Origin of the sequence: Cloacibacterium rupense, assembly GCF_014645495.1 — a bacterium.
Taxonomy (GTDB): domain Bacteria; phylum Bacteroidota; class Bacteroidia; order Flavobacteriales; family Weeksellaceae; genus Cloacibacterium; species Cloacibacterium rupense.
Window position 1 is genome coordinate 308,061 of the sequence record NZ_BMLV01000001.1, and the last position, 26,762, is coordinate 334,822.

The 26,762-nt window shown below is 32.7% G+C and carries 26 protein-coding genes; 17 read left to right on the forward strand and 9 right to left on the reverse strand.

Going from position 1 to position 26,762, the window contains the following annotated elements; all coding sequences use genetic code 11:
• Nucleotides 1-10: 10 nt before the first annotated feature.
• From IEW40_RS01390 to IEW40_RS01405, 4 genes are all read left to right on the forward strand, one after another.
• A complete protein-coding gene (locus IEW40_RS01390; protein WP_229663346.1) occupies nt 11-604 on the forward strand; it encodes a GbsR/MarR family transcriptional regulator in 594 nt (197 codons plus the stop codon).
• Between the two features lie 198 nt (nt 605-802).
• Nucleotides 803-1,618, forward strand: a complete 816-nt coding sequence (locus IEW40_RS01395) for a DCC1-like thiol-disulfide oxidoreductase family protein (protein ID WP_188616287.1) — start codon at nt 803-805, stop codon at nt 1,616-1,618.
• A gap of 7 nt (nt 1,619-1,625) precedes the next feature.
• Entirely contained in the window at nt 1,626-2,327 is a 702-nt protein-coding gene (locus IEW40_RS01400; RefSeq protein WP_188616288.1) for a YqjF family protein, read from the forward strand.
• A 295-nt stretch (nt 2,328-2,622) separates the two neighbouring features.
• Nucleotides 2,623-3,492, forward strand: a complete 870-nt coding sequence (locus IEW40_RS01405) for a TIGR01777 family oxidoreductase (RefSeq protein WP_188616289.1) — start codon at nt 2,623-2,625, stop codon at nt 3,490-3,492.
• A gap of 39 nt (nt 3,493-3,531) precedes the next feature.
• Here IEW40_RS01405 and IEW40_RS01410 read toward each other — a convergent pair whose 3' ends face one another.
• Nucleotides 3,532-4,110, reverse strand: coding sequence for a hypothetical protein (locus IEW40_RS01410; RefSeq protein WP_188616290.1), 579 nt, complete (start codon nt 4,108-4,110; stop codon nt 3,532-3,534).
• Between the two features lie 259 nt (nt 4,111-4,369).
• On the opposite strand from IEW40_RS01410, the gene lpdA reads away from it, so the two are divergent.
• The 7 genes from lpdA to IEW40_RS01445 all read left to right on the forward strand — a co-directional run bounded on the left by lpdA (nt 4,370) and on the right by IEW40_RS01445 (nt 11,899).
• A complete protein-coding gene (gene lpdA / locus IEW40_RS01415; RefSeq protein WP_188616291.1) occupies nt 4,370-5,755 on the forward strand; it encodes a dihydrolipoyl dehydrogenase in 1,386 nt (461 codons plus the stop codon).
• Nucleotides 5,756-5,834: 79 nt separating this feature from the next.
• The gene (locus IEW40_RS01420) at nt 5,835-6,602 is read left to right on the forward strand and encodes a patatin-like phospholipase family protein (protein WP_188616292.1); all 768 of its coding nucleotides are present in this window, start codon (nt 5,835-5,837) and stop codon (nt 6,600-6,602) included.
• A gap of 336 nt (nt 6,603-6,938) precedes the next feature.
• Nucleotides 6,939-8,873 carry an SPFH domain-containing protein gene (locus IEW40_RS01425; protein WP_188616293.1) on the forward strand — a complete coding sequence of 645 codons (1,935 nt, stop codon included), beginning with the start codon at nt 6,939-6,941 and terminating at the stop codon, nt 8,871-8,873.
• Between the two features lie 146 nt (nt 8,874-9,019).
• Nucleotides 9,020-9,460: a thioredoxin family protein gene (locus tag IEW40_RS01430; RefSeq protein ID WP_188616294.1), complete on the forward strand. Its 441-nt coding sequence runs from the start codon at nt 9,020-9,022 to the stop codon at nt 9,458-9,460.
• A 3-nt stretch (nt 9,461-9,463) separates the two neighbouring features.
• Complete coding sequence (locus IEW40_RS01435; RefSeq protein WP_188616295.1) at nt 9,464-10,384, forward strand: FAD:protein FMN transferase; 921 nt, start codon at nt 9,464-9,466, stop codon at nt 10,382-10,384.
• Nucleotides 10,385-10,409: 25 nt separating this feature from the next.
• Nucleotides 10,410-10,631, forward strand: coding sequence for a DUF4266 domain-containing protein (locus IEW40_RS01440; RefSeq protein ID WP_188616296.1), 222 nt, complete (start codon nt 10,410-10,412; stop codon nt 10,629-10,631).
• 17 nt (nt 10,632-10,648) lie between these two features.
• Entirely contained in the window at nt 10,649-11,899 is a 1,251-nt protein-coding gene (locus IEW40_RS01445) for a DUF3570 domain-containing protein (RefSeq protein WP_188616297.1), read from the forward strand.
• 159 nt (nt 11,900-12,058) lie between these two features.
• Here the strand turns inward: IEW40_RS01445 and IEW40_RS01450 are convergent, their stop codons facing one another.
• The 7 genes from IEW40_RS01450 to IEW40_RS01480 form a co-directional block, all read right to left on the reverse strand.
• Nucleotides 12,059-13,249: an MFS transporter gene (locus IEW40_RS01450; RefSeq protein ID WP_188616298.1), complete on the reverse strand. Its 1,191-nt coding sequence runs from the start codon at nt 13,247-13,249 to the stop codon at nt 12,059-12,061.
• Nucleotides 13,250-13,320: 71 nt separating this feature from the next.
• Nucleotides 13,321-13,674, reverse strand: coding sequence for a diacylglycerol kinase family protein (locus IEW40_RS01455; RefSeq protein WP_188616299.1), 354 nt, complete (start codon nt 13,672-13,674; stop codon nt 13,321-13,323).
• A gap of 70 nt (nt 13,675-13,744) precedes the next feature.
• The gene (locus IEW40_RS01460) at nt 13,745-15,109 is read right to left on the reverse strand and encodes a M20/M25/M40 family metallo-hydrolase (RefSeq protein WP_188616300.1); all 1,365 of its coding nucleotides are present in this window, start codon (nt 15,107-15,109) and stop codon (nt 13,745-13,747) included.
• A 90-nt stretch (nt 15,110-15,199) separates the two neighbouring features.
• Nucleotides 15,200-16,444, reverse strand: coding sequence for a DUF1015 domain-containing protein (locus IEW40_RS01465; RefSeq protein WP_188616301.1), 1,245 nt, complete (start codon nt 16,442-16,444; stop codon nt 15,200-15,202).
• Nucleotides 16,431-17,396 (reverse strand): NAD(P)-dependent oxidoreductase, encoded by a 966-nt coding sequence (locus tag IEW40_RS01470; RefSeq protein ID WP_188616302.1) that lies wholly within the window; start codon nt 17,394-17,396, stop codon nt 16,431-16,433. The genes IEW40_RS01465 and IEW40_RS01470 overlap by 14 nt, the downstream gene beginning before the upstream one ends.
• 76 nt (nt 17,397-17,472) lie before the next feature.
• On the reverse strand, nt 17,473-18,528 hold the full coding sequence (gene serC, locus IEW40_RS01475; protein ID WP_188616303.1) for a 3-phosphoserine/phosphohydroxythreonine transaminase: 1,056 nt from the start codon (nt 18,526-18,528) through the stop codon (nt 17,473-17,475).
• 67 nt (nt 18,529-18,595) lie between these two features.
• Entirely contained in the window at nt 18,596-18,946 is a 351-nt protein-coding gene (locus IEW40_RS01480) for a 4Fe-4S dicluster domain-containing protein (protein WP_188616304.1), read from the reverse strand.
• A 134-nt stretch (nt 18,947-19,080) separates the two neighbouring features.
• Between IEW40_RS01480 and IEW40_RS01485 the strand changes: the two genes are divergently transcribed.
• The 3 genes from IEW40_RS01485 to IEW40_RS01495 all read left to right on the forward strand — a co-directional run bounded on the left by IEW40_RS01485 (nt 19,081) and on the right by IEW40_RS01495 (nt 21,734).
• On the forward strand, nt 19,081-20,118 hold the full coding sequence (locus IEW40_RS01485; RefSeq protein WP_188616305.1) for an acyl-CoA reductase: 1,038 nt from the start codon (nt 19,081-19,083) through the stop codon (nt 20,116-20,118).
• 15 nt (nt 20,119-20,133) lie between these two features.
• On the forward strand, nt 20,134-20,982 hold the full coding sequence (locus IEW40_RS01490) for an aldose 1-epimerase family protein (protein ID WP_188616306.1): 849 nt from the start codon (nt 20,134-20,136) through the stop codon (nt 20,980-20,982).
• 62 nt (nt 20,983-21,044) lie between these two features.
• Nucleotides 21,045-21,734, forward strand: a complete 690-nt coding sequence (locus tag IEW40_RS01495) for a Bax inhibitor-1/YccA family protein (protein WP_188616307.1) — start codon at nt 21,045-21,047, stop codon at nt 21,732-21,734.
• A gap of 33 nt (nt 21,735-21,767) precedes the next feature.
• On the opposite strand, the gene IEW40_RS01500 is transcribed toward IEW40_RS01495, so the two are convergent.
• Complete coding sequence (locus IEW40_RS01500) at nt 21,768-22,082, reverse strand: DUF4286 family protein (RefSeq protein ID WP_188616308.1); 315 nt, start codon at nt 22,080-22,082, stop codon at nt 21,768-21,770.
• Nucleotides 22,083-22,123: 41 nt separating this feature from the next.
• On the opposite strand from IEW40_RS01500, the gene IEW40_RS01505 reads away from it, so the two are divergent.
• From IEW40_RS01505 to IEW40_RS01515, 3 genes are all read left to right on the forward strand, one after another.
• Nucleotides 22,124-22,495 (forward strand): DMT family protein, encoded by a 372-nt coding sequence (locus tag IEW40_RS01505; RefSeq protein ID WP_188616309.1) that lies wholly within the window; start codon nt 22,124-22,126, stop codon nt 22,493-22,495.
• Nucleotides 22,496-22,724: 229 nt separating this feature from the next.
• Complete coding sequence (gene gyrA / locus IEW40_RS01510; RefSeq protein WP_188616310.1) at nt 22,725-25,304, forward strand: DNA gyrase subunit A; 2,580 nt, start codon at nt 22,725-22,727, stop codon at nt 25,302-25,304.
• A 63-nt stretch (nt 25,305-25,367) separates the two neighbouring features.
• Nucleotides 25,368-26,756 carry a tetratricopeptide repeat protein gene (locus tag IEW40_RS01515; protein WP_188616311.1) on the forward strand — a complete coding sequence of 463 codons (1,389 nt, stop codon included), beginning with the start codon at nt 25,368-25,370 and terminating at the stop codon, nt 26,754-26,756.
• Nucleotides 26,757-26,762 lie beyond the last annotated feature (6 nt).

Sequence of the window (26,762 nt, forward strand, 5' to 3'; positions counted from 1 at the left end):
ACTGACAGAAATGTCAGTTTATTTTTTTAATTTATTTTCAAAAATTATTGAAAGTTCAGGAATTTTATTTATCTTTGTCAAAGAAAATCAATCATTAATTATGAAACTAGAAGAAGCCAAAGAAAAATACATTCAAACTTGGGGCACATTTGCCACCAATTGGGGAATTAATAGAACAATGGCACAAGTTCACGCTTTGCTTTTAGCTTCGGATAAACCACTTTCTACAGACGAAGTGATGGACGCATTACAAATTTCTAGGGGAAATGCTAATATGAATTTGCGTGATTTAATGAACTGGGGAATTGTAAGAAAAGAATTGGTAAAAGGAGAGAGGAAGGAATATTTCGTTGCAGATAAAGATGTTTGGTATCTTTTTAAACAAATTACCAAAGAACGCAGGAAAAGAGAAATAGAACCAGTTGTTTCGTTTTTAGAAGAACTTAAAAATATAGAAGACAATGATTCTAATGAAGCCAAGGAATTCATCAAATTAATGGAAGATTTCTCATCAGTTACTCAAAAAATCAACAATATTATGGATTTGGCGATAAAAAGTGATGATCATTGGTTAGTTGGGAAGATAACAAATTTGTTAAAATAAAAACTTTGTCAAAGATTCCTTTGCTTCGCAAAAACTTTGACAAAGTATAAAAAGGAAGAATCCTTTTTTTATTTAAAATTAATTTTCAAAAATTACTGAAAATATTATAATTATGAAAAATATAATCATCTATTTGTTTCTAATGCTTTACTTCGGGAGAAGTAAGAGAAGTGCGTTTAATCTTTAAAATTTATAATGATGAAAACTCTTAAAAATCACACCCTTATTTACGATAAAGATTGCCCAATGTGCGCTGTTTATTCATCGGCTTTTATCGGTTCAGGAATGTTAGACAAAAACGGAAGAGAAGCATTTTGCGAAATTTCTTTGGAAGACAAAAATCTTTTAGATTATAATAAAGCGAGAAATGAGATTGCTCTCATCAATCATCAAGAAAACAAGGTGATTTATGGTTTAGACAGTTTATTGCTCATTATCGGAAATTCTTTTCCATTGTTGGTGAAAATTGCAAAAATACAGCCATTGTATTGGTTTTTTCAGAAGCTTTATAAGTTGGTCTCATTTAATAGAAAACAGATTATTCCTTCTGTAAAAGATACTGAAAAAGATGCTTGTGTTCCTGATTTTAATCTAAAATACAGACTTCTTTACATTGGCTTTGTTGCTGTTCTTTCAGCCTTTGTTTTAAGTGAATTTTCTCCGAAATTATGGCAAAATCTTACCCCTAATTTTTATAGAGAATTAAGTGTTTGTTTGGCTCAGATTTTTTGGCAAACACTATTTTTGAAATCTTTTTTAAAAGATAATTTTTGGAATTATTTGGGAAATATGATGACGGTTTCTCTTCTGGGAACTTTATTGCTTATTCCTGCTTTGTTTCTCAATTTCAATGCGTTATTTTTTGGAGTTTACTTTTTTGCAGTAGTTTCAGTAATGTTTTTTGAGCATTTCAGGAGATGCAAAATCTTAAAATTAGGATTTCTGCCTACTTTCTCTTGGTTGATTTTCAGACTGACTTTAGCTTTACTAATTTTCGCAATATATTCAAAATAAACTAATTATGAATTTCCTCACCGCAGAATGGCGAAAATTAGCCATTATCAATTACGAAGTAAATCCAGAAATTTTAGAAAAATACCTTCCAAACGGAGTAGAACTAGATTTTTGGGACGGAAAATGTTTAATAAGTGTTGTGGGCTTTATGTTTTTAAATACTCAACTTTTGGGCATTTCTGTTCCTTTTCATCGTAATTTCGAAGAACTAAATCTTCGATTTTATGTCAAAAAATGGGAAAACCAACAATGGAAAAGAGGCGTAGTTTTTATCAAAGAAATTGTTCCTAAAAAAGCACTTTCATTCATTGCCAATACTTTTTACAAAGAACATTACGAAACATTGCCAATGAAACATCTAATTTCGGAAAATACAGAAGAAATAACTGTAGAATATTTTTGGGGTGAAAATTTGAATAATATCATTCAATTAGTTGCAAAAAATAATCAGCAAAAAATGCTTCAAAATTCTGATTTTGAATTTATTACAGAACATTATTTCGGGTACACCAAAAATGGAGAAAAAACTTTTGAATATGAAGTAACGCATCCAAAATGGAAAAATTATGAAGTTTTAAATTCTTTTATTCAAATTGATTTTAAAGAAAATTATGGTGCTGACTTTGAATTTTTGCAAAACCAAAAACCACATTCTATTTTATTGGCAGAAGGTTCTGAAATTGAGGTGAAAACAAAGAAAATCATATAAATATGACAGGTTTATATTTTGATTTAGAATATGTAATGTTCTTGCTTACAGTCTCTTCAATTTTTTTGCCAATTCTTTTTTTGATAATATTAAATCTTAAATTTAAAAAAATGAAGCTTAGCTTGATTATGATTTTTGTTTATAATCTTCTATTTATTTCGGCTTTCTTTTTTTTACAGAAATTAATTAATCAAAGTCATTCAAAGTATTTAATTCAAATATTAAAATTTGAAAGTCTAATTGCTTTATTTTTAGCTTTTTATATAATTTTTAAATTGATAAAAAAAATTAAATTATGAAAATCATCATTGCAGGAGGTAGCGGTTTTTTAGGTAAAGAACTCGAAACCTATTTTAGAAATAAAAACCACGAGGTAATTATCTTTACCAGAAATCCAAAACAGCAAAACGAAATTTTTTGGGATGCTAAAACCATAGGAAATTGGACAGAAATTTTAGAAAATTCAGACGTCCTCATCAATCTTACAGGCAAATCAGTTGATTGCAGATACACCGAGAAAAACAAACTGGAAATTTACAATTCTAGAATTTTTTCTACCCGAATTTTACAACAGGCAATTGACACATTGCAAAATCCACCAAAAGTTTGGCTTAATGCCAGTTCTGCAACCATTTATATTCATTCTGAAACGCATCTTAATACCGAAGAAAACGGGATAATTGGTGATGATTTTTCGATGAATATTTGTAAGTCTTGGGAACAAGAATTTTTTAAAATAGAAAACGAAAACATCAGAAAAATCGCATTGAGAACTTCTATTGTTTTAGGGAATTCTGGTGGCGCTTTTCCTAAAATGAAACTCATTACCAAATTGGGTTTAGGAGGTAAACAAGGCAGAGGAAAGCAAATGATGAGTTGGATTTATATAGATGATTTTTGCAGAGCAGTAGAGTTTTTAATAGAAAATGAAAAAATTTGTGGAGCAGTAAATGTTACCGCTCCCAATCCTCTCACAAACGAAGAATTCATGAAAACTCTACGAAAAAAATTAAAAATTCCTTTCGGAATAGCAAGTCCAGTCTGGCTGTTAGAATTAATGTCTATTTTTCTAAAAACAGAAACAGAACTTCTTTTGAAAAGTAGAAATGTTTATCCAGAAAAATTAATAAAGAATAAGTTTTATTTTAAATATTCTAATTTTTAATTTAAACGCAAAAAGCAACTCTCATTTCAAGTTGCTTTTTTATTTCTTTGTAACCACTTTTTTGGTTGTGTTCTTAGATTCAGATTTCTGTGCTCTCACCAGTCTTATACTGTCTATTAATCTGTTTCTTCTGTCTCTTATAATGCTGTCTTGCCTTCTTTTAGCTATGAAATTGGTATTCCATATTTTTTCTTGTTCTCTTTTTTGGATACTAAATTCGTAGAAATAGAACTCCTGAAAGTAATGGTCGACATTCCAGTTTTTATCAATTTTTTTAATTTCTGCAATTCTGTTTCCCAGTTCTTTATCAAAAACTACACTGTCGCTTCTATAGTTTTCTCTTAAATAATTGAGGCTTCTTTGTACATGGATGATGTTTTCTTTTGCATTACTTTTTATCATTTCCTCAGGAACTCTTTTTATAGGAAGCTTTTTGTAATTGTCAATATAAAAAGTAGAAAATTTATTCTTTTCTTCGTTTTCTTTGTTTTTTTTGAAAGCACCATGCTTACTAGGCTTTCCAAAGATTTCTTCGGGAAGAAAAGATATTTTTCTTTGTTGAGAAAAATTAATTTGAAATGCAATAAAAGTTAATACAATAGTAGAGATTTTTACCATAGGCAATTAGTTTTAAATGAATTTGAGTAGTAATTTTCATCTAAACTTTTGTTTTATGAAAAACAATAGCCATCTCTTAATTTTTGTAAATTTAATAAAAATTTATCATTTGTCATAATAATTATATTATTTATTTAATATTTATATAAAATCACACTCTTTTTATTTTATTTTACAGAGTAATCATTCATTTATTATTAATTATGTAAAGTATAATATGTGCGAAAAAATCCGTAAATTCGCAAAAATTTTTACAGAAATGAATTACGATATTATTGTTATTGGAAGCGGACCTGGTGGTTATGTTACCGCAATTAGAGCTTCACAATTAGGTTTTAAAACCGCTATTGTAGAAAGAGAAAATCTTGGTGGTATTTGCCTTAACTGGGGTTGTATTCCTACCAAAGCTTTGCTTAAATCTGCTCAAGTTTTTAAATACATTAATCATGCAGAGGATTTCGGATTAAATAAAGTAGAAGCTAGTTTTGAATTTCCAAACGTAGTAGCAAGAAGTAGAGGAGTTGCCAATAAAATGAGCAAAGGAATTGAATTCTTGATGAAGAAAAATAAAATCGACGTTATTTTAGGGAATGCCAAAGTTCAAAAAGGCAAAAAAATCTCTGTAGAAAAAGACGGACAAACTACTGAATATTCTGCTAATCATATCATTATCGCAACGGGTGCTCGTTCTAGAGAATTGCCAAATCTTCCACAAGATGGCGTAAAAGTAATTGGTTATAGACAAGCGCTTACTTTACCCTCTCAACCAAAATCTATGATTGTAGTAGGTTCTGGTGCAATTGGTGTAGAATTCGCGTATTTTTATGCTACAATGGGAACTAAAGTGACTGTGGTAGAATTTATGCCAAATATTGTTCCTGTAGAAGATGAAGAAGTTTCTAAACATTTAGAAAAATCTCTGAAAAAAGCAGGTATTGATGTAATGACAAACGCTTCTGTAGAATCTTTAGATACTTATGGTGAAGGTGTAAAAGCTAATGTAAAAACAGCCAACGGTAACGTAACATTAGAAGCTGATATCGTACTTTCTGCGGTAGGAATTGCTGCAAATATTGAAAATATAGGTTTAGAAGAAGTGGGCATCCAAACGGATAAAGGTAGAGTTTTGGTGAATGAATGGTACCAAACTTCGGTTCCTGGTTATTATGCAATTGGAGATATTATCCCTACTCAAGCTTTAGCACACGTAGCTTCTGCAGAAGGAATTACTTGTGTAGAAAAAATCAAAGGAATGCACGTAGAAACCATTGATTATGGTAATATCCCAGGTTGTACCTATTGTTTACCAGAAATTGCTTCTGTAGGTCTTACAGAAAAACAAGCCAAAGAAAAAGGTTACGAAATAAAAGTAGGTAAATTCCCTTTTTCAGCTTCTGGAAAAGCTACAGCTAATGGTGATACCGATGGTTTTGTAAAAGTAATTTTCGATGCTAAATATGGAGAATGGTTAGGTTGTCATATGATTGGAGTAGGGGTAACTGAAATGATTGCAGAGGCTGTAGCCGCTAGAAAATTAGAAACTACAGGCCACGAAATTTTGAAAACAGTTCATCCACACCCAACTTTATCTGAAGCAGTAATGGAAGCAGTAGCTGCAGCTTACGGAGAAGTAATTCATATTTAAAATAATATGCGCTAAATACAATTAAACCACAGATTTTTCTGTGGTTTTTTTAATTTTACAATTCAAAACTAATAAATTGATGGAAAAAAAGATAGGATTAGTATTATCAGGCGGTGGAACCAAAGGAATTTCGGAAGCTGGTGTTTTACAATTTTTAGAAGAAAAAAACATCTCTCCAGAAATTATTGCAGGTACAAGTGCAGGTGCAATTGTAGGTGGTTTGTATGCTTTCGGGAAATCTCCAAATGAAATTTTAGACTTTTTCAAATCAGTTTATTTCTTTAATTGGAAGCATTTTACGTTGACCAAACCGGGTTTTATTAATTCTGATGTTTTCAGATTGTATCTTAAACCAATCATCGGAGAAATTAAAATTAAAGATTTAAAAAAAGAACTCATCATCAATGCTACAGATTTAATTCAAGGAGAAACTTTTGTTTTTAGTGGCGATGATTATCTTTTAGACGCCATCATTGCTTCATGCTCAGTTCCAGGATTGGCGAGTCCGTTTAAAAAAGATGAGTTGCTTCTAAGTGATGGCGGAATTCTTAATAATTTTCCTTCTAATTTAATCAAAGATAAATGCGACAAGTTGATTGGGGTATATGTGGCACCACTTCAAGATGTGAAAAATATTCAACTGAATTCAATAAAAGCAGTGGCAACTAGAGCTTATGAACTTCTAAGTTACAGTGTCGAAAATTATAAATTCAAAGATTGCGATTGGTTGATTTCTCCTAAAGAATTGTCAAACTACGGAATGTTTGAAAGCAAAAAAACAAGAATGGACGAACTTTTTCAGTTAGGATATTCTGAAGCAGAAAAAACTTTTCCTAAAGATTTTTAGAATTTATTAAAAATAATTCAATTGATTATCAGTTAATTATGTAAATCTGTCAAAAAAATGTAACTAAGATGTAACCATCTGCGTATAATGATATGTAGCGCAATTGCTACATAAAGCCAATAACAATGAAAATTCATTTTACAAAATTTTATCTTTTAGAAGTTTCGGAATTTATATTCACGATTTTTAATACATCACCGCCTAGATTCTAAATTTTACTGTTAAAAATCATTTTAACTTTTACATCTCATTTGCCTAACTTTATTTGTCATTTCTAAATAAGTTGGGGCTATCTCTTATTTTCAAAATTTAAAATAACAATTAAATAATTAAACTATGTTTGAATTTCAATCTTGGATGATTCCTGTAGGAATTGCCGTATTATCACTTGTGTTTTACAAGTTCATTTTGAGAGTTTTCTTCGGATTAGTAATCGTTCCCGAAGATAAAATTGGTTTAGTAACCAAAAAGTTTGTGTTGTTTGGTAAGCAAACCTTACCAGAAGGTAGAATTATCGCCACCAACGGAGAAGCGGGTTTCCAAGGACAAACCTTAGCTCCGGGAGTTTATTTCGGGAAATGGATTTGGCAATATTCTATTCAATTTCAACCATTTACAGTAATTCCAACAGGTAAAATTGGTTTGATTTTGGCGAAAGATGGTGCAGAATTAGAAACTGGTAGAATCCTCGGTAGAAAAGTAGAATGTGATTCTTACCAAGACGCTGTGGCTTTTCTTAATAATGGGGGTAGAAAAGGACGACAAACCGCTATTATTACGCCAGGTTCGTACAGAATTAATACTTTGCTTTTTGATATTGAGTTAACAGATATGGTGGTGATTCCAGATAATGCAGTGGGAGTAGTTACTACTTTAGAAGGAAAGCCTCTAGCAGAAGGGCAAATTGCAGGGAAAATCATAGAAGGACACAATAAATTTCAAGATATTGATGGCTTCTTGAATGCTGATGGTTACAAAGGTTTGCAAGAACAAGTAATTTTGGCAGGTTCATATTTCTTAAATCCGTGGTTTGCAAAAATAGAAATGGTGCATATGACGGAGATTCCTATCGGACACGTTGGTGTAGTAATTTCCTACGTAGGTGAAGAAGGAAAAGATTTAAGCGGCAGTGAATTTAAACACGGAAATATTGTAGAAAAAGGCTTCAAAGGTGTTTGGGCAGAACCTCTAGGTCCTGGTAAATATCCTGTAAATCCTTACATTATGAAAGTAGAATTAGTGCCTACCACCAACCTCGTTCTCAACTGGGCTACTGCCAGAAGTGAGTCTCACCAATTAGATAAAAATTTATCTACCATTACCGTGAGAAGTAAAGATGGTTTCCCTTTTAATCTAGACGTTTCGCAGATTATTCACATACCAACTACCGAAGCTCCAAAAGTAATTGCTAGATTCGGAAATATGGTGAATTTGGTGAGTCAAGTTCTAGAACCTACCATCGGAAACTATTTCCGTAATTCTGCGCAAGATTCAGATGTTATCGCTTTCCTAGGAACCAGAAAAGAGCGTCAACAATCTGCAAGAGAGCATATTGGAAATGTTTTAGACCAATATAATGTTTTCGGAGTTGATACCTTGATTGGTGATATTGTTCCGCCAGAAAGTTTAATGAAAACTCTTACGGATAGAAAATTGGCAGAAGAACAAAAAATCACTTACGAAACCGAAAAATTGGCTCAAGAAACGCGTCAAACTTTAGAAAAAGAAACCGCGATTGCAGATATGCAAAAAGAAATTGTAAAAGCAGATCAAGGCGTAGTAATAGCCGAAAGAATAGCAGATGCAAGCGTGAAAAAAGCAACTGGTGATGCTAATTCTGTAAGATTACAAGCTAATGCAGAAGGGGATAGATTGAAACTTTTGGCAACAGGTGAAGCCGAAAAAACAAGACTTCTTGCAAAAGCAGAATCAGAGAAAATAGAACTTTTGGCAAAAGCAAATGCAGAACAAATTTCATTAACAGGTAATGCCGAAGCAGAGAAAATTCTTGCCATAGGTAAATCTAATGCAGAAGCCTACAAACTTTCTGTAGAAGCAATGGGTGGAAACAACTTTACTCAATTAAAAATTATGGAAAATATCGCATCTCAAAATGTGAAAATTATGCCAGATGTTTTAATAGGAGGTGGCTCAGATTCTGCAAATGGGGGAATTAGCGGACTTCTTGGACTACAATTGCTAGAACAATTACAAAAGAAAAATACAGAAATCCCTAATACAAATAATGGTGAATCAGTATCAGATATTTAAATTAATTCAGATTTTTAAATCTTAATTTTAAGCCAGCTTTTTAAGTTGGCTTTTTAAATTATTTTTAATTTATGTTAAAGTTATAATAAAATTTATATTATGGATAATATTTGATAAAAATATTTGTTACAAAAAAAAGCAATTATATGAAGAAACTATTTACAGTTCTAATGTTAGGTTTATTTGCATTTATTTTTGCAGAAAACCCTATAAAAGATTTGGCAAAAGCCAAAGAAACGGCTAAAGCTGAACACAAACTTATTCTCTTGAAATTTTCTGGTTCAGATTGGTGTGTACCTTGTATAAGACTTCAAAAGCAGATTATGGACACTGAGCAATTTCAATTTTTTTCGGATAAATATCTTGTATTGATGGATGCAGATTTTCCGAGACTCAAGAAAAATAAATTGCCAAAAGAAGAACAAGAAAAGAATGAAGCTCTAGCAGAGAAATTCAATAAAGACGGAGTTTTCCCTAAATTAGTTTTAATGGACCCTAGTGGCAAAGTCCTAAAATTTTGGGATGGCTTTAATAATTGGTCTCCACAAACATTAATAGATAATATAAAACCATTTTTAGAAAAATAATTCATGCTAAAGAAGAGAATTGATAAATTAATGGGAAATCGCTTCGAAATTACCGTTGAAGCAAATTCTAATCAGGAAGCAGATTATTTTTTGAACCTAGCGGTTAAAGAAATCAAAAGGATAGAAGAAAAACTCTCTACCTACAAAGAACATTCTGAGACTAATTTAGTTAATAATAACGCTGGTATAAAACCGGTTACAGTAAGTGAAGAAACCTTTAGACTCATCCAACGAAGCATTAAAATTTCTGAAATTACACAAGGTGCTTTTGATATTACTTACGGTTCTATTGATAAACGTTTCTGGAATTTTGATACTCAAATGAAGACTTTGCCAGATAGAGAAACTGCTAAAGAATTAGTGAAACTCATTAATTATAAAAATATTGTTCTAGACGAAAATAAATTCACTGTTTTTTTAAAAGAAAAAGGCATGAGAATTGGCTTTGGCGGAATAGGTAAAGGCTATGCAGCCGAATGTGCAAAAAAAATCCTGATTTCTAATGGTGTAAAAGCTGGAATTGTAAATGCTTCTGGAGATCTTACAGCTTTCGGAAAACCAAAAGAAGTAGAAAAATGGACCATAGGAATTGCAAATCCAGATGTAGCTCATCAAACTTTTTCAACTATGGAAATTACAGATTTAGCGGTTGCAACTTCTGGAAATTATGAAAAATTTGTAATAATAGAGGGCAAAAAATATTCTCATACTATAGATCCAAAAACGGGTTATCCAATTTCTGGAATAAAAAGTGTTACCATTATTTCTCCCAATGCAGAAATCTCTGATGCATTTGCCACACCTGTTACTATTATGGGGATAAGAGCAGGGCTTGCAATGATTAACCAAATTAAAGGTATCGAATGTATCATTATAGATGATGATAATAACGTCTACACATCTAATCAAATTAATTTACATTAAAAACATATTTAAAAATTAAACAGATATGAAGAAAAACATTTTAATAATGATGGGTGCATTTACCATTCCCATCTTTTTTACCAGTTGTACATCGGTAAAATCTTATCAAAAAAATTATATTAATGATAGTGAAATGCAACTATCTTCTAGGAAAGTAGAGAAAACAGAAAATAATTTTTTACTATACAGAGAAGGTGCTTCTGGCGCTAATGGAGGTAAAAATGGAGGTGGCTGCGGTTGTAATTAAAATCTAAAAATCGAAATATGAAAAAGATTACAACCAGCATTGCTGCTTTGGTTTTTTCGTTGGCTTTCTCCCAAAAAAATACAGATAGTTTATATGAAGTAAGACCATTAAAGATTGATGAGATCAATTTTATTTCGGGGTACTATGATCAGACTGGTACGCATTCTGCAATAATGGGAGGTAACGGAAGCGAAAAAATAGAAGATTTTCACAATGCTTTAGATATTAGATTAATTAAAAAATCAGGAAAATTAGAACATAGTTTTGGTGTAAACCTAACCGCAGAACATCATACTTCTGCTTCTACTGCTTACATAGACAAATCTCCTGAAGGTGCTACTACTATTCCTAATGGCATTAAAACCAAAAGAATTGCCCTATCAAAAGCTTCAGGTTCTAATAATAATGAAACACATGCAGAAAGTTCTGCTTCTAATTTATTTGGATGGAGATTTAATCCTTCACTGAATTGGAAGGTTAAAAATCTAGAAAAAAACACCACATTTGGTTTAGGTGCTTATTATTCATATGAATTTGATTATAATTCATGGGGTGGAGAGGTTTCTTTTGTAAAAGCCTCGCAAGATAATAACAGAGAATTTAGTATAAAGGCTATGGCTTTTTTTGATCAAAGGCAATACATTATTCCTTATGAATTGAGAAATACGATGAGCTATGGAGATTGGAGAAGCAAAAACTCTTACAGTGTTAATATGGCTTATTCTCAGGTTATCAATCAAAGGTTGCAAATTTCATTGTTGGGTGATGTAGCTTATCAACAAGGTTTGCTCTCTACTCCTTATAATAGAGTTTATTTTGACAATTATACTGTTTCTAACGAAAAATTACCAGATAAGAGACTTAAAATTCCTGTAGGATTAAGAGCTAATTATTTTTTAGGAGACAATTTTATCTTTAGAACATACTATAGGTATTATTGGGATGATTGGGGAATGACCGCACATACTGCGAGTTTAGAAGTTCCTGTTAAGTTTTCCCCTAACTTTAGTCTAAGTCCGTTTTTTAGATATCATACACAAACAGGAATCAAGTATTTCAATGAATATGCTACCACGCCTACTGGTCTAGATTTTTATTCATCAGATTATGATTTGTCTAAATTTAACAGCCAAAATGTAGGATTAAATTTACATTTTGTACCTCAGGATTGGGGTGTTTTTCACGATGTAGATTTCAGATACAGTCATTATAAAAGGAGTGATGGTTTATCAGGAAATAACCTCACCTTAAGCCTTACATTCAAATAACAAAATGATACGCTTCAGAAATTCTGGAGCGTTTTTATTATGGCAGCTTTTCCGCCCTCCGTTACCGCTTTTTTGTAAAATTGCCAATGCATTTTCCAAGCTATTTACAAAAAGAGCTCCACTCAGGTCGGGCTGCAATAGAACAAATCAAAAATGATATTATTTGATAACTTTAAAATAAATAAAAGCACAAAGCAAAGAAAGTCCCGTACATACCAACCAAAGCGGAGGAAACCCAAAAGAATTGATAATCATTCCACCGATGTAACCTGCGAGAATTTGTCCGATACTCCAAGTCATCATATAGATAGAAGCGTATTTTCCTGTGTTGGTTTTTCCTGCAAATTTTAGGTAATAAGAATTCATAAATGGTAAAGAAAGAATTTCGCCAAAGGTAATGATGAGCATTCCACCAAAAGCAATGAGAAAAGCATTCATCAGGTTCATTCCGCTATTCAAGAAATAGAACAAAACCATCAACAAAGTTCCAGTTACGATGATGATTTTTTTACTATACTTATGGTCAATAGCATTCACCAAAACCATTTCTATCATAACAATCAAAAGTCCGTTTAATGACATTACAATTCCTATAATTTGTTCGTCAAGTTTCAAACCCACTTTATAAAACAAAGGTACGTTGGTAAACAATTGAAAGAAACAAAAAGTGTAGAGTAGCGTTCCTAATATAAAATAAATAAACGGTCGATTTTTGAGCGGAGAAACTTCTTCTTTGGCTTCTTCTGAATGATTTTTGTGAATTTCTGTAGTTTTAAATTTTAAATTAAGCATTATCAATCCCGCAAAAATACTGGTACAACCGTCAACATAAAACAGAAGTTTATAATCATAATGAGACAAAATTCCACCCAAAAAAGTACCAATGCTCCAACCAAGATTCATCGCTAATCTTAATAATGCAAATGAACGGGTTCTAATTTCTGGAGTAGAATTAGCCGCAATGGCTGCGGTATTGGCAGGACGGAAACTCTCATTTACAGCTGCCAAAAGAAAAATTACCACCAAAAAAAGATAAAAATTTTGCGCAAATGGTGCTAAAATAAAGAAAACTCCACCACCTATTAATGCCGAAACTTGTACAAAATGATAACCAAATTTATCACTCAATCTGCCACCAAAATAAGCACCCAAAATAGAACCTAGACCATAAACTGCAATTGCCAAACCTGCTAGCTTAGGCGTTTGATGTAGATATTGTGTACAATATAAGGTAAGAAATGCAAGCACCATGGTTCCGCTTCGGTTGATGAGCATCACCAAAGAAAGCAACCAAATATTTTTGGGCAAACCTGCAAAAGCTTGTTGATATAATTTAATTGGAGATTGCATTTTAAATAATTAATGAGTGTAAAACAAAAAGTGATGATAATGAATCTTTATTTCTAAACCTCAACCTTAACCTAAAAAAAATATTTGCTGTAAACTAATATTCCAACAATAATAGAAAGTAAAGTAGATAAAATTACAGCTCCGGCAGCGATATCTTTTATCAAACCTATGTTTTTATTGAAATTAGGCTCTACAAAATCACAAATTTTTTCGATGGCTGTATTCAAAGTTTCGGCAATTAAAACCAAAAAACAAACCAAGAGAATAAGTGAAGCATCTGTAGAATTTAATTTAAAATAAACGATTAAAAATAAATTAATAAGCAGGGCAAAAACCTCCAACTGAAAGTTTCTTTCAGATTTTAACATCCAAAAAACACCTTTGATGGAGTAGAGCAAACTCTTATAAAATGGAGGTTTTTTCACTTTATCTTTCTTTTAAAATTAACCTAATATAAATAATTTTGTCTTCCAACTTCTGACTTCTAAACTCACTTTACCAATTCTGGTCAACCATATAAATTAATTGTGTCATTACCGCAGCTCCTAGAAGCAATTCTCGTCTGTTTACTTTTTCGAAAGTATCTTCTGGGGTGTGATGGATGTCAAAATATCTCTGAGAATCTGTAGAAAAATTAGAAACAGGTACGTTCAGCTCTCTTAAAGGGGTAATGTCTGCACCACCATAATTCCCTGTAAATTCATAAATTCCATAAGGATTAAAAAGTTTTTCCCAAGATTTCATAGATTGGGCTTTTTCGGCATTCATTCCTACAGAAAATCCTCTCGGCGTGAAGCCTCCACTGTCACTTTCTAAAGCAAAAAGATGGGGCTCGCCAGATTTTTTTACATTTTCTAAGTAAGTTCTACCTCCGCTTAAACCATTTTCTTCATTGGCAAAACATACCACTCTAATGGTATGATTGTTTTTGATATTCAAATTTTTAAAACTTCTGAGGACTTCTATACTTTGTACAATCCCAGCTCCATCGTCATGTGCACCTTCACCCACATCCCAAGAATCTAGATGGCCACCAACTACGATTACGCTGTTGTCTTTATTTCCTGTGATTTCTCCAATTACAGAATGGGTAAGTTTTTGACCGTTCATGCCACAATTAGAGTTCAGAACAACTTCTACGAGTTGTCTTTTGAGCAATGCTTTTTCTAATTCCTCTGCTGTTTCAGCTCCAATGGCAACTGCAGGAATTTTAGCAATTCCGTCTTCATATTTAAGGCTTCCAGTGTGAGGAACATCATCAAAATTAGAAGTCAATGAACGGATAATCACTGCTTTTCCTCCTTTTTTAGCCACTTCTGAAGCGGTAATTCTCCTATATTTGCCCGCATCACCATAAGCTTGACCAGTTACAATAAACTCTTGCTTGAAAGGATAATTAAAAAATACAATTTTATCTTTAATCACTTCAGCAGGAAGTTTCTGAAAATCTTCTATACTTTTTACCAAAATTAGATGACCTTTCAAGTCTTTTCCTTGGGTACCTTCGGAATTTCCTAAAGAAAGCATTTTGATATTTTGCCATTTTCCGTTTCCTATTTTCACTTGTAGAGATTCTTTACCACGCGTCCACACATTTACCATTACAGGTTGTAGCCAAACTTTATCTGCACCTGCATCTTTCAGTTTTTGCAACGCCCATTGGGTGGCTTTTTCATAATTGGCACTACCTGAAAGTCTGTTTCCTATATTTTTGGTAAGTTCTCTTAGGTCTTCGTATCCTTTTCCTTTGGTTAGTATCTCGTCTGAAATTTTTCTAAATTGGGTAGAATCTTCTTTAAAATTTTGGGCATAAAAAAATCCGCCCAAAAAGAGCGGAAGTAAATACATTAGTTTCTTCATATCAAATTTTCTTTTGGGAGTACTAAAATAGTTAAATTTTGAAACTTCTCCCAAAGAATTTTTAATGCAAGCTAAAATTTAAATAGATTCTTAATCCATATCATACATAAGGAGCGCAGTGACCAATTTGGGCTCAATGTAAGTACACTTTGGAGGCATTTGAAGGTTTTGGCTGGTCAACTTAGTGATGTCATTAAAACCAACCGGATGTAATCCGAAACCAACTGAAAACTCTCCAGAATCTATTTTCTCTTTTAATTTTAAAATTCCCTCTACACTAGAACTACCTCTTAAAAAACTCAATCGCTCATTTTCTTCATTGTTGTTTTCTATTCCTAGAATAGGACTCAGAATATATTTGAATAACAATTGATGGTCTATGCTGTCTAGTCCCATATCTAGATTACGAAGCTCGTGTTTTACGTGCAGCGAATAAAATTTACCACCCATATACATAGAAATGTGATATTTCTGAGAAGGGTAGTATGGTCTATCATTCTTTTCGTGGATTAAGAAATTTTCTGAAATCTTTGCTAAAAATTCTTCTTCCGATAACCCATTAAGGTCTTTCACCAGCCTGTTGTAATCATGAATTTTGATAGATTGATTAGAAACCAAATAACTCAAAACAAAATTGTATGGTTCATTGCCATTATGTCTTTTGTTTTTTTCTTTTAGTTTCTGAGCATATTTTGCAGAAGAATCTATTCTATGATTGCCATCAGCCAAATAAAATGTATCAATTTGATCTAGCACTTCTTTGAACTGCTGAAGTTTTAATCTGTTGTCAATTCTCCAGACTTTATGCCTGATTCCTCTTTCGTCAGTATAATTAATAATGGGAACATTTTTTTCTTCGTGATTCATTAGAAGTTCCACTTTCGGACTAGATTGGTAGGTAAGAAGTAGAGGTTCTGCATGTAGATGAACTTTTTCTAAGTAATGAGTAAATTTCTCATATTTATTTTTAAGCGCAGTTTCGTGTCTTTTGATTTTACCATCTAAAAAATCATCAATACTTATCAATCCTAATAGTCCTCTAAAAATGGTTTTATTAGGCATAATCTGCTCATAAAGATAATAACTGGATGAATCCTGAACCAATTTATTTTCAGCAAGCATTTCCTCGAAATTGGTTCTTACTTTGCGCAAATTTCTATCTACATCTTTTGATTTGCTACACAGATAGGGCTTTAACATTTGAATGTAAGACGAGTCTTCTGCAGCTTTTTTATTGATTTCATCCTGAGAAAAATTTTCTATAGGATGGGTAGGAAATTTATCAATAAAATCATTATGAGGTCTTACTCCTCGAAATGGTTTAAATGTGGGCATAATATTCTCTACTTATTTTTATAATTTGTTCGGCTAATTCTATACCTGTTTTTTCTAATGCGTCTATGGTTACAGAAGCTAAATTTGGGGATAATGATAAAGAAGGATGCATCAGTACCTGTATATCTGGTTTGGGCTCATATTCGAAAACGTCTAATGCGGCACCAGCCAGTTTTTTGTTTTCTAAATAATCTACTAATGTAACCTCATTTACAGCACCTTTGGCTAAGTTGACAAAGTAAGCCCCTTCTTTCATAATCTCAAATTCTTCAAAATCTATAAGGTACCCCGATTTTTCGGTATTAATGACACTTATAAAGTCTGATTTTTCTAAAATTTCTTCAAATTTAACAGATTTTAACTCAAAAACAAGTTTTTGACCATCAAAAAAATCCAAAGTTACTTTTTCTGTCTTTGAAATTTCATTATAAGTTAAGACATTCATCCCTAGTGAAATGCCTATTTTAATGACTTCTGCAGCATGATTTCCACTACCAATTACGCCTAAAGTTTTACCGAAAAGTTCTGTAGAATTTTGATAAGATTTTTTTAACAAATTGAATTTGGTATCTCCTTCCAGAGGCATCATTCTGTTGGCATCATGTAAAAATCTAGCCAATGAAAAAAAATGAGCAAAAACCAATTCTGCTGCCGCTCTAGAATATGAATGTGGAGTAGAAATTACATATAGACCTTTTTCTATTGCATAATCTACTGCTACATTATTCATGTCTATACCAGATTTTCCTATGATTTTTAAGTTTTTGCAAGAGTCTATCACTTCACCATCAATAGAGGTAGCGTTCTTTACCAATAAAACGTCAACTTGATTTTCATTGATGAATCGGATAAGGTGTTCTTGTGAGACTCTATGCTCTAGAATTTCGTGACCAGCTTCTTTTAAAAGCGTTTCGCCAGAGCTTGAAATTCCGTCATTTGCTAAAACTTTCATAAAACTAAGAAAATTGGGTCTAGTAGTTGAGATTTGGTATTAATTTTTCAATGAACACCAAATCTCAATAACTTATTTACAGAGATTTCATTACATCTACCAAAACTTGTACGCTTTCTATAGGCATTGCATTATAAATACTTGCTCTATAACCGCCAAGGCTTCTGTGTCCATTTAATCCGCTTATTCCAGCAGCTTTCCAAGCAGCATCAAATGCTTCTTTTTTAGACTCGTCTGTTAGATAAAAAGAAACATTCATGGTACTTCTATCTTCTGGTACAGAAAAACATTCGAAAAGTGGATTGCTGTCTATTTCATCATAAAGCAATTTTGCTTTAGCATTATTTCTAGCTTCAGCTGCGCTTATTCCACCATTGTTTTCTATCCATTGTAAGGTTAATAATGAACAATAAACAGCAAATACTGGCGGAGTATTAAACATAGAATCTTTAGAAATATGAAGAGAATAATCTAAATAAGAAGGGATATTTCTACCTGTTTTTCCTAAAATATCTTTTTTTACAACCACTAGAGTAGCACCAGAAGGGCCCATATTTTTCTGTGCACCGGCATAGATAATTCCAAATTGTGAAAAATCTATTTCTCTAGAAAAAATATCAGAACTCATATCGCAAACAATAGGAACTTCCGTTTTTGGGAAATCCTTCATCTGGGTTCCATAGATGGTATTGTTAGAAGTGCAGTGGAAAAAATCGTATTCAGTACCTACAGTGTAATCTTTTGGGATGAAAGAATATTTTTCTTCTTTAGAAGAGCCAACTACATCTACCGTACCGAATTTTTTTCCTTCTTTTATGGCGGCGGCTGCCCAACTTCCAGAATCTAAATACGCTGCTTTTCCGCCTTCTTTCATTAGATTGAACGGTGCCATTACAAACTGTAAACTTGCACCACCTTGTAAGAAAAGTACTTCGTAGTCATCTCCTAATTTCATCAGTTTCTTTACCAAAGCTCTGGCTTCTTCCATTACCGCAATAAATTCTTTGCTTCTATGCGAGATTTCTAGAATAGATAATCCCATTCCGTTAAAATCTAATACGGCCTGTGATGCCTTCTCAAAAACTTCTTGTGGTAAAATGCTTGGTCCAGCACTGAAATTGTGTTTCTTCATATTTTCTAAATTCTATTTTTCTGATTTATCATTAAAAAAACCCGCTCTTAGAACGGGGTTTTGGGGTTTATTCGCCGTGTAAAAATGCCTTTTTACTTAGTAATTCCGTATCCGTTTCTACGTGGTCATCGTCTGGTACACAGCAATCTACTGGGCACACCGCAGCACACTGAGGCTCTTCATGAAAGCCTTTGCACTCTGTACATTTATCTGGAACAATGTAGTAAACATCATCACTCACAGGTTTTTGAGCTGCATTAGCATCTATCGTTAATCCAGATTTTAGGGTAACGGTTCCCTTTAAAGAGGTTCCTTCAGAAGCTTTCCAATCTACTGCTCCTTCATAGATTGCGTTATTTGGACATTCTGGTTCACAAGCACCGCAATTGATACATTCGTCTGTTATTATAATAGCCATTGCTACGTTTTTTTTAAATTTGCACAAAATTAGTAATTTTCAACTTACCGAGAAAAGATTTCGGTGGTAAAACTTATCTTTTTTTAGGTATTTTTTATAAATTTTAATCAATCAATCAAAAAATAAAGCATCTAATGAAGCAAGATTTTAAAATACAGGGGCTAAGCAAGTTGGGGAAATTTCTTCATCATTTTTTAGAAAAACCTACCGAAGATTATTCTCAAGACGAAGCCGAACTCTTTGCTCTGATGAAGAGAAGTGAAGTAGAAAACCCTTGGTTCACACAAGAGAATCAAAGATTTTGCTTTAAAAACTGGGCGGATATTTTAAAAGAAGAAAATATAAAAAATTGGTTAGCTAATTACAAAATATCTCACCATTCCAAAAGAGTAGGACTCATTTTGGCAGGAAACATACCATTGGTTGGTTTTCACGACGTGATTTGTGTAATGCTTAGCAATCATATTCCAATAATCAAACTCTCGTCTAAAGACAAACTCATTTTACCTTTCTTACTCAATAAATGGGGAGAATTTTCTGAATGGAATTTAGAATATCAAATGGTAGAAAAATTGACAGAATTTGATGCGGTAATTGCCACTGGAAGCAATAATACGGCACGTTACTTAGAGTATTACTTTAAGGATTCTCTTTCTATAATCAGAAAAAACAGAACTTCTGTAGCGGTGATAAAAGGTGATGAAACCAATGAAGAATTGCAACTATTAGCAGAAGATATTTTCAGGTATTTTGGCTTGGGTTGTAGAAATGTAACCCGACTTTTTATTCCGAAAGATTTTGAATTAAGCAGACTTTTTGAGAATTTTATTCACTTTAAAGATATTATTAATCACCACAAATATGCTAACAATTATGATTACAATAGAGCAATTTATCTTTTAAATAGAGAATTGTTTTGGGATAATAATTTTGTGATGTTAAAAGAAGATGAAGCCTTGTTTTCTCCGCTTTCAGTTTTGAATTTTAGCAGATACGAAAGTATAGAACAAGTGAAGTCTTTTCTTGATGAAAACGAAACCAATATTCAGTGTATCGTGGCGAAGGCAGAACTAGAAATCACAAATTCTATTCATTTCGGAGAAGCGCAAAATCCTAGTCTAGACACTTACGCAGACAATGTAGATACCATGAAGTTTCTAGAAGTTATCTAAAATCAATCATTAATCATGGAAATCACCATTCAAAATCAAAATGCAAAAGCGGTTATCAAAACCAAAGGCGCAGAGCTAAGTTCACTTCAAAAAGAAGGTAAAAATTATATCTGGGAAGTAAATTCCGAATTTTGGAATAAAACTTCACCCATACTTTTTCCGATAGTTGGGGCTTTGAAAAATGGAGAATATCAATTTGAAGATAAGTTGTATCAGCTTCCTCGACATGGTTTTGCTAGAGATTTTGAGTTTGAAGTCGCAGAAAAATCAGAAAATTCTGTGGTGTTTTCTTTGAAAAGTTCAGAAGAAACTAATAAGGTTTATCCGTTTGATTTTGAATTGAAAATTTCTTATGTATTAGAAAACAATACATTGATAGTGAAGTATGAGGTCATCAATCATTCTTCAGAGAAAATGTATTATTCTATAGGTGCGCATCCTGCATTTGCAATAGATGGCAATTTCGAGGAATATTCTTTGATTTTTGATGAAGAAAAAGATTTGGAAACTTATCAATTGAGTCAAGATTTATTTTCTGGTAAAACCGAAATCGTTAAACTTGAAGGAAATAGTTTGTCTTTACAATATCATCTTTTTGAGAATGATGCCTTGGTTTTTAAGAATTTTGCCACAAAATCTTTAACCTTAGCAAAAAATAACAAACCTGTTATGAAAGTGGAGTTTCCAGAATTTCCGTATTTAGGAATTTGGACCAAAAAAGATGCGCCTTTTATTTGCATAGAACCTTGGTTGGGCATTGCAGATAATGCATCCACATCAGGAAATTTAACCGAAAAAGAGGGAATTCAAATGCTAGAACCCAATACAGCAAAATCTGTGTCTTGGTCTGTAGAATTGTTTTAAAATTTTGCCAATCTCAAAAAAAGATTTAATTTTAGCTTTTTAATCAATAAAAACAAAAATCTATGGAATTTCAAAGTACATTAGTTTCTCAATCTTCAGAGATTGAAAAAGCAGAATTTTACAAAAAAACTTATTTACACGTTGGCTTAGCAATCTTAGCATTTGCCGGACTAGAGTATCTATTATTATTTAACATCCCAGAGGATTATATCATTGCGATGGTTTCTAACAGAATCTCATGGTTGTTTATTTTAGGACTGTTTTGGTTAGGTTCTACATTGGCTAATAAATGGACGCTTTCTCAGAGTAAAAATGTTCAATATCTAGGACTGTTATTTTATATAGTTTTAGAAGCGGTGATTTTCTTACCATTAATTTATATGGCTATTGTCTATACTAACGGAATAGAAGTGCTGAAGCAGGCTGCTATTATGACAGGGATGTTATTTGCGGGATTAACCGCTCTAGCTTTTTTCAGCAATAGAGATTTTTCTTTCTTGAAAAATGTAATTGTTATTGGTGGTTTTTTAGCTTTAGGTTTAATTGTTGTTGCTGCAATTTTTGGATTTAATCTTGGGCTATGGTTCTCTTTGGGAATGGTGATTTTAGCCTCTGCTAGTATATTATATGAAACCCAAAAATTAAAAGATGTTTACACACCTAATCAGTATGTAGGAGCTTCTTTGCAATTATTTGCTTCAATCATGCTATTGTTTTGGTATATTTTGAGAATTTTATCAAGTAGAAAATAAAATACTAATTATTTATTATAGAAAATCCAGATGTTACAATCTGGATTTTTTTGTGTTTAATTCTGTAATAAAAATCATCACCGTCTCACCGAATCTAGCAGCTATTCTTTCAGAAATATTCAACAATTCTGTCTCGGTGAATTCTTTTCTTTTTTGGTCATTCTCGAAAATCAAAAGTAAATTGGTGTTTTTTCCTTCGGTTAGCATTTCAGACTTTACCTCCGACAAAATATATTTTTCTACATCGTATAGATTCTCTATCATTAAGGCTAATTCTGTGTCTACATATTGATTCCAGTTTTCTATCTGGCTTTCTACCGTGTGAAAGGTGATGCTTAGAATGCTCATTTTTCTTATTTTTGAAAATTATTTTACAAAAATACTTAAAAATGACTAAAGGTTTTTTCACGATACTACTTTTATTAATTTCAAATGTTTTTATGACTTTTGCTTGGTATGGTCATCTCAAATTTCAAGAATGGGGCTGGATGAAGAAATCTGTACTTTGGTCTGTAATCTTAATTAGTTGGGGGTTTGCATTGTTTGAATATATTTTCCAGGTTCCTGCCAATAGAATTGGGTTTAAGGAAAATGGAGGCCCTTTCTCTTTGTTTCAATTAAAAATTATTCAAGAGGTCATTACACTCACCGTATTCACTGTTTTTGCCATTCTATTTTTTAAAACAGAAAGTTTTAAATGGAATCATCTAGCAGCTTTTGTGTGCCTCATTCTAGCGGTTTATTTTGTTTTCAGAAAGTAGAATTAATTCAATTTTCTAAAAATAATTCCATTTTCAGAAATGAAAAATCATCTTTTATTGATGATTAAAAAAACTTGAAAAAAATCATATTTGTGGATAATAATTTCAGGGAAAACTTGGGAGATTTTCGGGTATTTTTCGTATATTCGTGCGTTATTTGAAAATGAAAAATTAAGAAGTCAATTGTCATGTTTAATCGGTTGATTTCCATTTAATTAAAAAATAAAATATGCATAAAGAAGGAGAAAGACTTATTCCTATCAACATTGTTGATGAAATGAAAACGTCTTACATAGATTATTCTATGTCGGTAATTGTGTCTAGAGCGTTACCAGATGTAAGAGACGGCCTCAAACCTGTACACAGAAGAGTTTTGTATGGTATGTATGGTTTAGGCGTTTTTTCTAACAGAAAATACTTGAAATCTGCGAGAATTGTTGGGGATGTTTTAGGTAAATACCATCCTCACGGTGACTCTTCAGTTTATGATGCTATGGTAAGAATGGCACAACCATGGAGTTTACGTTATCCTCAGGTTGACGGACAAGGGAACTTCGGGTCTATGGATGGTGATCCACCTGCTGCAATGCGTTATACCGAAGCCAGACTAAAGAAAATTTCAGACGAAATTCTTTCTGATTTAGATAAAGAAACAGTAGATTTTCAAAATAACTTTGACGATTCCCTTACCGAACCAAAAGTTTTACCTACTAAAATCCCTAATTTATTAGTAAATGGTACTTCTGGTATTGCAGTAGGTATGGCAACCAACATGGCGCCACATAATTTGTCTGAATCTATAGATGCTATTTGTGCTTATATAGACAACAGAGAAATTACAATTGATGAGCTAATGAAACACATCATTGCTCCAGATTTCCCAACAGGTGGTATTATCTATGGTTATGACGGGGTGAGAGATGCCTTCCATACAGGTAGAGGTAGAATTGTGTTAAGAGCCAAAGTAAGTTTCGAAGAAGTACACAATAGAAATGCCATCATTGTTACTGAAATTCCTTACCAAGTCAATAAAGCAGAGATGATTGCCAGAACTGCAGAATTGGTGAAAGATGATAAAATACCTGGAATTTATGAAATTCGTGATGAATCTGATAGAAACGGACTTCGAGTTGTTTACGAATTGAAAAATGACGCCATCCCAAATGTAGTTCTTAATTTATTATATAAATATACTTCGCTTCAAACTTCTTTCTCTGTTAATAATATTGCATTGGTAAAAGGTAGACCAGAGCAATTGAACTTGAAGGATATCATCCATCATTTCGTAGACCACAGACACGAAGTAATTGTAAGAAGAACTCAGTACGAACTAAGAAAAGCACAAGAAAGAGCACATATCTTAGAAGGCTTTATGAAGGTGATTGGTTCTCAAGAATCTTTGGATAAAGCAATTGCCATCATCCGTCATTCTGCCAATCCTCAGGAAGCGAAAGAAGGCTTAATTGCAGAATTCGAACTTTCTGAAATCCAAGCTCAAGCCATTCTAGACCTAAGACTAGCACGTCTTACCGGAATGGAACTAGATAAAATCCGTGCTGAATACGAAGAAATAATGGCTCTCATCAAAGATTTAGAAGATATCCTTTCTAATGAACCTAGAAGATACCAAATCATAAAAGACGAACTTCTAGAGATTAAAGCGAAATACGGAGATGAAAGACGTTCAGAAATAGATTATTCTGGTGGCGAAATGTCGATAGAAGACCTTATCCCGAATGAAAAAGTAGTTCTTACCATTTCACACGCAGGTTATATCAAAAGAACACCTCTTTCTGAATACAAAATACAAAGTAGAGGTGGAGTAGGCAATAGAGCGGCAACTACCAGAGACGAAGATTTCTTAGAGTACATCGTTTCTGCAACCAACCATCAATACATGATGTTCTTTACAGAAAAAGGTAAATGTTATTGGTTGAGAGTTTTCGAAATCCCTGAAGGTTCTAAAACGGCTAAAGGTAGAGCAGTTCAGAATTTAATCAATATCGAACCTGATGATAAAATCAGAGCTTATATTAGAACCAATGACCTTAAAGATGCAGAGTACGTAAATTCTATGTATCTGGTGATGGTAACTAAAAAAGGTATTATCAAGAAAACTTCTCTTGAACAATATTCTAGACCAAGAGTTAATGGTATCAATGCCATCGAAATCAGAGAAGATGACCAATTGTTAGAAGCAAAATTAACAACGGGTAACTCTGAAATTATGATCGCTACCAGAGGTGGTAAGTGTATCCGTTTCCCAGAAGAAAAAGTAAGAGCCGTGGGCAGAACTTCTATCGGAGTGCGTGGAGTAGACCTTTCTGATGGAGATGAAGTAATTGGTATGATTGTTGTCAATGATATGGAAAAAGAATCTGTATTGGTTGTTTCTGAGAGAGGATATGGTAAACGTACCGCTGTAGAAGATTATAGAATTACCAACAGAGGTGGAAAAGGCGTGATTACACTCAACATTACCGAAAAAACAGGTGACCTTATCGCTATACAATCTGTAACTGATGAAGATGGTCTAATGATTATCAATAAATCTGGAGTGGCCATTAGAATGGGCTTAGATGCCCTTAGAATAATGGGAAGAAATACGCAAGGGGTGAAATTGATTAATCTTAAAGCAAATGATGAAATTGCTGCCGTAGCCAAGGTAACAATGGATAAAGATGTAGAAGACGAAGAATCTGAACTAAATGCTGAAGCGGAAAATACTGATGCAATAGCATCAACATCCACCGATACAGAAGAAACCAAAGATTCTAAGGAGGATACTTTACAAAACGACGAAGAATAATAATTATATTTACAAAGGACAAGTCGTGGCTTGTCCTTTTTCATTAAAATCAAATTTAGCGTTATGAAAAAAATAATTTTAACTGCAGCAGTTCTTGCTTTCAGTTTTTCATTGGCACAGAAAAAAGAAATTGCTAATGCTTTTAAAGCTATTGAATCTGGAGATGTAGCTACCGCTAACTCTCAAATTTCTGCTGCTGAAGCTAGTTTAGGAGGTAAAACCTACTTGCTAGAGCCTTCAGTGTTAGAACAATATTATTATGCAAAAGGAATTGCTTTATTAAAAGCGGGTAAAACTTCTGAAGGTGCCGAAATTTTAGCAAAAATTAGTGAATTAGGAAAAGCTAAAATTTACACAGGTAAAAACTCCGAAAAACAAAAAGTGTATTTTGTAGGAAAATCAGAAGCAGATGCATCTGGTGTTACTGGCCTTAAAGAAGAAACTTATGTTCCTACTACAACTTCTAAAATTGGAAACGAAGTTAATCCTATCCTCAATAAAATAAATGAGGAAACCATGAAGGAGTACAATGCCAAAAACTATGCTCAAGCTGGAAAAGGATTTTTAGAAATTCATAACCTATTAAAAGCAGCCGGAAGCGAAGATAAAGTTTACAAGTATTATGCTGCATTGGCTTTTGCACAAGGAAATATTGCTGATGAGTCTTCTAAATTATTCAAAGAATTGATTGATGAAGGGTATACTGGTGTAAAATCTGAATACAAAGCCAAAAATAAAAAATCAGGACAAGTAGAATCTCTTGATAAAAATACTTTTGACCTTTATAAAAAAATGGGGGCTACATCAGAATATACTGATTTTAAAGAAGAAAAAACCCCTAGTGTTGAACAAGAATTGTATGAAACGGCTGCTGCTTTATACATAGATGCTCAAAAATATGATGATGCTTTAAATATCATCGAAAAAGGATTAGTAAAATTTCCGAAAAGTTCTAAACTTTCTGAACAAAAAGGAACAACTTACTATAAATCTGGTAAAATGGACCAGTTCATGTCTAACCTAAAAGAACAAGTAGCCAAAGACCCTACCGATAAAGTAAGCTGGTATAATCTAGGTGTTTTAGCAAGTAAAGACCCTTCTAAAATGGCAGAAGCTGAAGGTTATTTTAAAAAATCCTTAGAAATTGACCCTACCTATAAAGAGGCTTTACAAGGAGTGATTTTTAATATCTATATTAATGGAGATGATAAAGCCATTGAAGCTATAGATGCTGCCAGAAAAGCAAAAAAAACAGAATTGTTTAACAAACTCCTTGCCGAAAGAAGAGATAGATTTGCTAAAGCTCTTCCTTATGCTGAAAAATGGTATGCTTTAGATTCTAAAAATTTAGAAGTAGTTTCACTTTTAAAAGGACTTTATCAAACCGCTCATAATGATGCTAAATTCCAAGAAATGAAAGCTGTAGAAGCAGCTCTCAAAGCGGGTAAATAATTCTTT

Bases quoted from the DNA above. Each gene is read 5' to 3' on its own strand.
- IEW40_RS01505 (WP_188616309.1), top strand. From the start codon at position 22,124: ATGACTAAAGGTTTTTTCACGATACTACTTTTATTAATTTCAAATGTT.
- IEW40_RS01460 (WP_188616300.1), bottom strand. From the start codon at position 15,109: ATGAAGAAACTAATGTATTTACTTCCGCTCTTTTTGGGCGGATTTTTT.
- IEW40_RS01485 (WP_188616305.1), top strand. From the start codon at position 19,081: ATGAAGCAAGATTTTAAAATACAGGGGCTAAGCAAGTTGGGGAAATTT.
- gyrA (WP_188616310.1), top strand. From the start codon at position 22,725: ATGCATAAAGAAGGAGAAAGACTTATTCCTATCAACATTGTTGATGAA.
- IEW40_RS01465 (WP_188616301.1), bottom strand. From the start codon at position 16,444: ATGCCCACATTTAAACCATTTCGAGGAGTAAGACCTCATAATGATTTT.
- IEW40_RS01440 (WP_188616296.1), top strand. From the start codon at position 10,410: ATGAAGAAAAACATTTTAATAATGATGGGTGCATTTACCATTCCCATC.
- IEW40_RS01435 (WP_188616295.1), top strand. From the start codon at position 9,464: ATGCTAAAGAAGAGAATTGATAAATTAATGGGAAATCGCTTCGAAATT.
- IEW40_RS01450 (WP_188616298.1), bottom strand. From the start codon at position 13,249: ATGCAATCTCCAATTAAATTATATCAACAAGCTTTTGCAGGTTTGCCC.
- IEW40_RS01495 (WP_188616307.1), top strand. From the start codon at position 21,045: ATGGAATTTCAAAGTACATTAGTTTCTCAATCTTCAGAGATTGAAAAA.
- IEW40_RS01390 (WP_229663346.1), top strand. From the start codon at position 11: ATGTCAGTTTATTTTTTTAATTTATTTTCAAAAATTATTGAAAGTTCA.
- IEW40_RS01400 (WP_188616288.1), top strand. From the start codon at position 1,626: ATGAATTTCCTCACCGCAGAATGGCGAAAATTAGCCATTATCAATTAC.
- IEW40_RS01410 (WP_188616290.1), bottom strand. From the start codon at position 4,110: ATGGTAAAAATCTCTACTATTGTATTAACTTTTATTGCATTTCAAATT.
- IEW40_RS01405 (WP_188616289.1), top strand. From the start codon at position 2,623: ATGAAAATCATCATTGCAGGAGGTAGCGGTTTTTTAGGTAAAGAACTC.
- serC (WP_188616303.1), bottom strand. From the start codon at position 18,528: ATGAAGAAACACAATTTCAGTGCTGGACCAAGCATTTTACCACAAGAA.
- IEW40_RS01515 (WP_188616311.1), top strand. From the start codon at position 25,368: ATGAAAAAAATAATTTTAACTGCAGCAGTTCTTGCTTTCAGTTTTTCA.
- IEW40_RS01470 (WP_188616302.1), bottom strand. From the start codon at position 17,396: ATGAAAGTTTTAGCAAATGACGGAATTTCAAGCTCTGGCGAAACGCTT.
- IEW40_RS01430 (WP_188616294.1), top strand. From the start codon at position 9,020: ATGAAGAAACTATTTACAGTTCTAATGTTAGGTTTATTTGCATTTATT.
- lpdA (WP_188616291.1), top strand. From the start codon at position 4,370: ATGAATTACGATATTATTGTTATTGGAAGCGGACCTGGTGGTTATGTT.
- IEW40_RS01425 (WP_188616293.1), top strand. From the start codon at position 6,939: ATGTTTGAATTTCAATCTTGGATGATTCCTGTAGGAATTGCCGTATTA.
- IEW40_RS01395 (WP_188616287.1), top strand. From the start codon at position 803: ATGAAAACTCTTAAAAATCACACCCTTATTTACGATAAAGATTGCCCA.
- IEW40_RS01420 (WP_188616292.1), top strand. From the start codon at position 5,835: ATGGAAAAAAAGATAGGATTAGTATTATCAGGCGGTGGAACCAAAGGA.
- IEW40_RS01490 (WP_188616306.1), top strand. From the start codon at position 20,134: ATGGAAATCACCATTCAAAATCAAAATGCAAAAGCGGTTATCAAAACC.
- IEW40_RS01480 (WP_188616304.1), bottom strand. From the start codon at position 18,946: ATGGCTATTATAATAACAGACGAATGTATCAATTGCGGTGCTTGTGAA.
- IEW40_RS01500 (WP_188616308.1), bottom strand. From the start codon at position 22,082: ATGAGCATTCTAAGCATCACCTTTCACACGGTAGAAAGCCAGATAGAA.
- IEW40_RS01445 (WP_188616297.1), top strand. From the start codon at position 10,649: ATGAAAAAGATTACAACCAGCATTGCTGCTTTGGTTTTTTCGTTGGCT.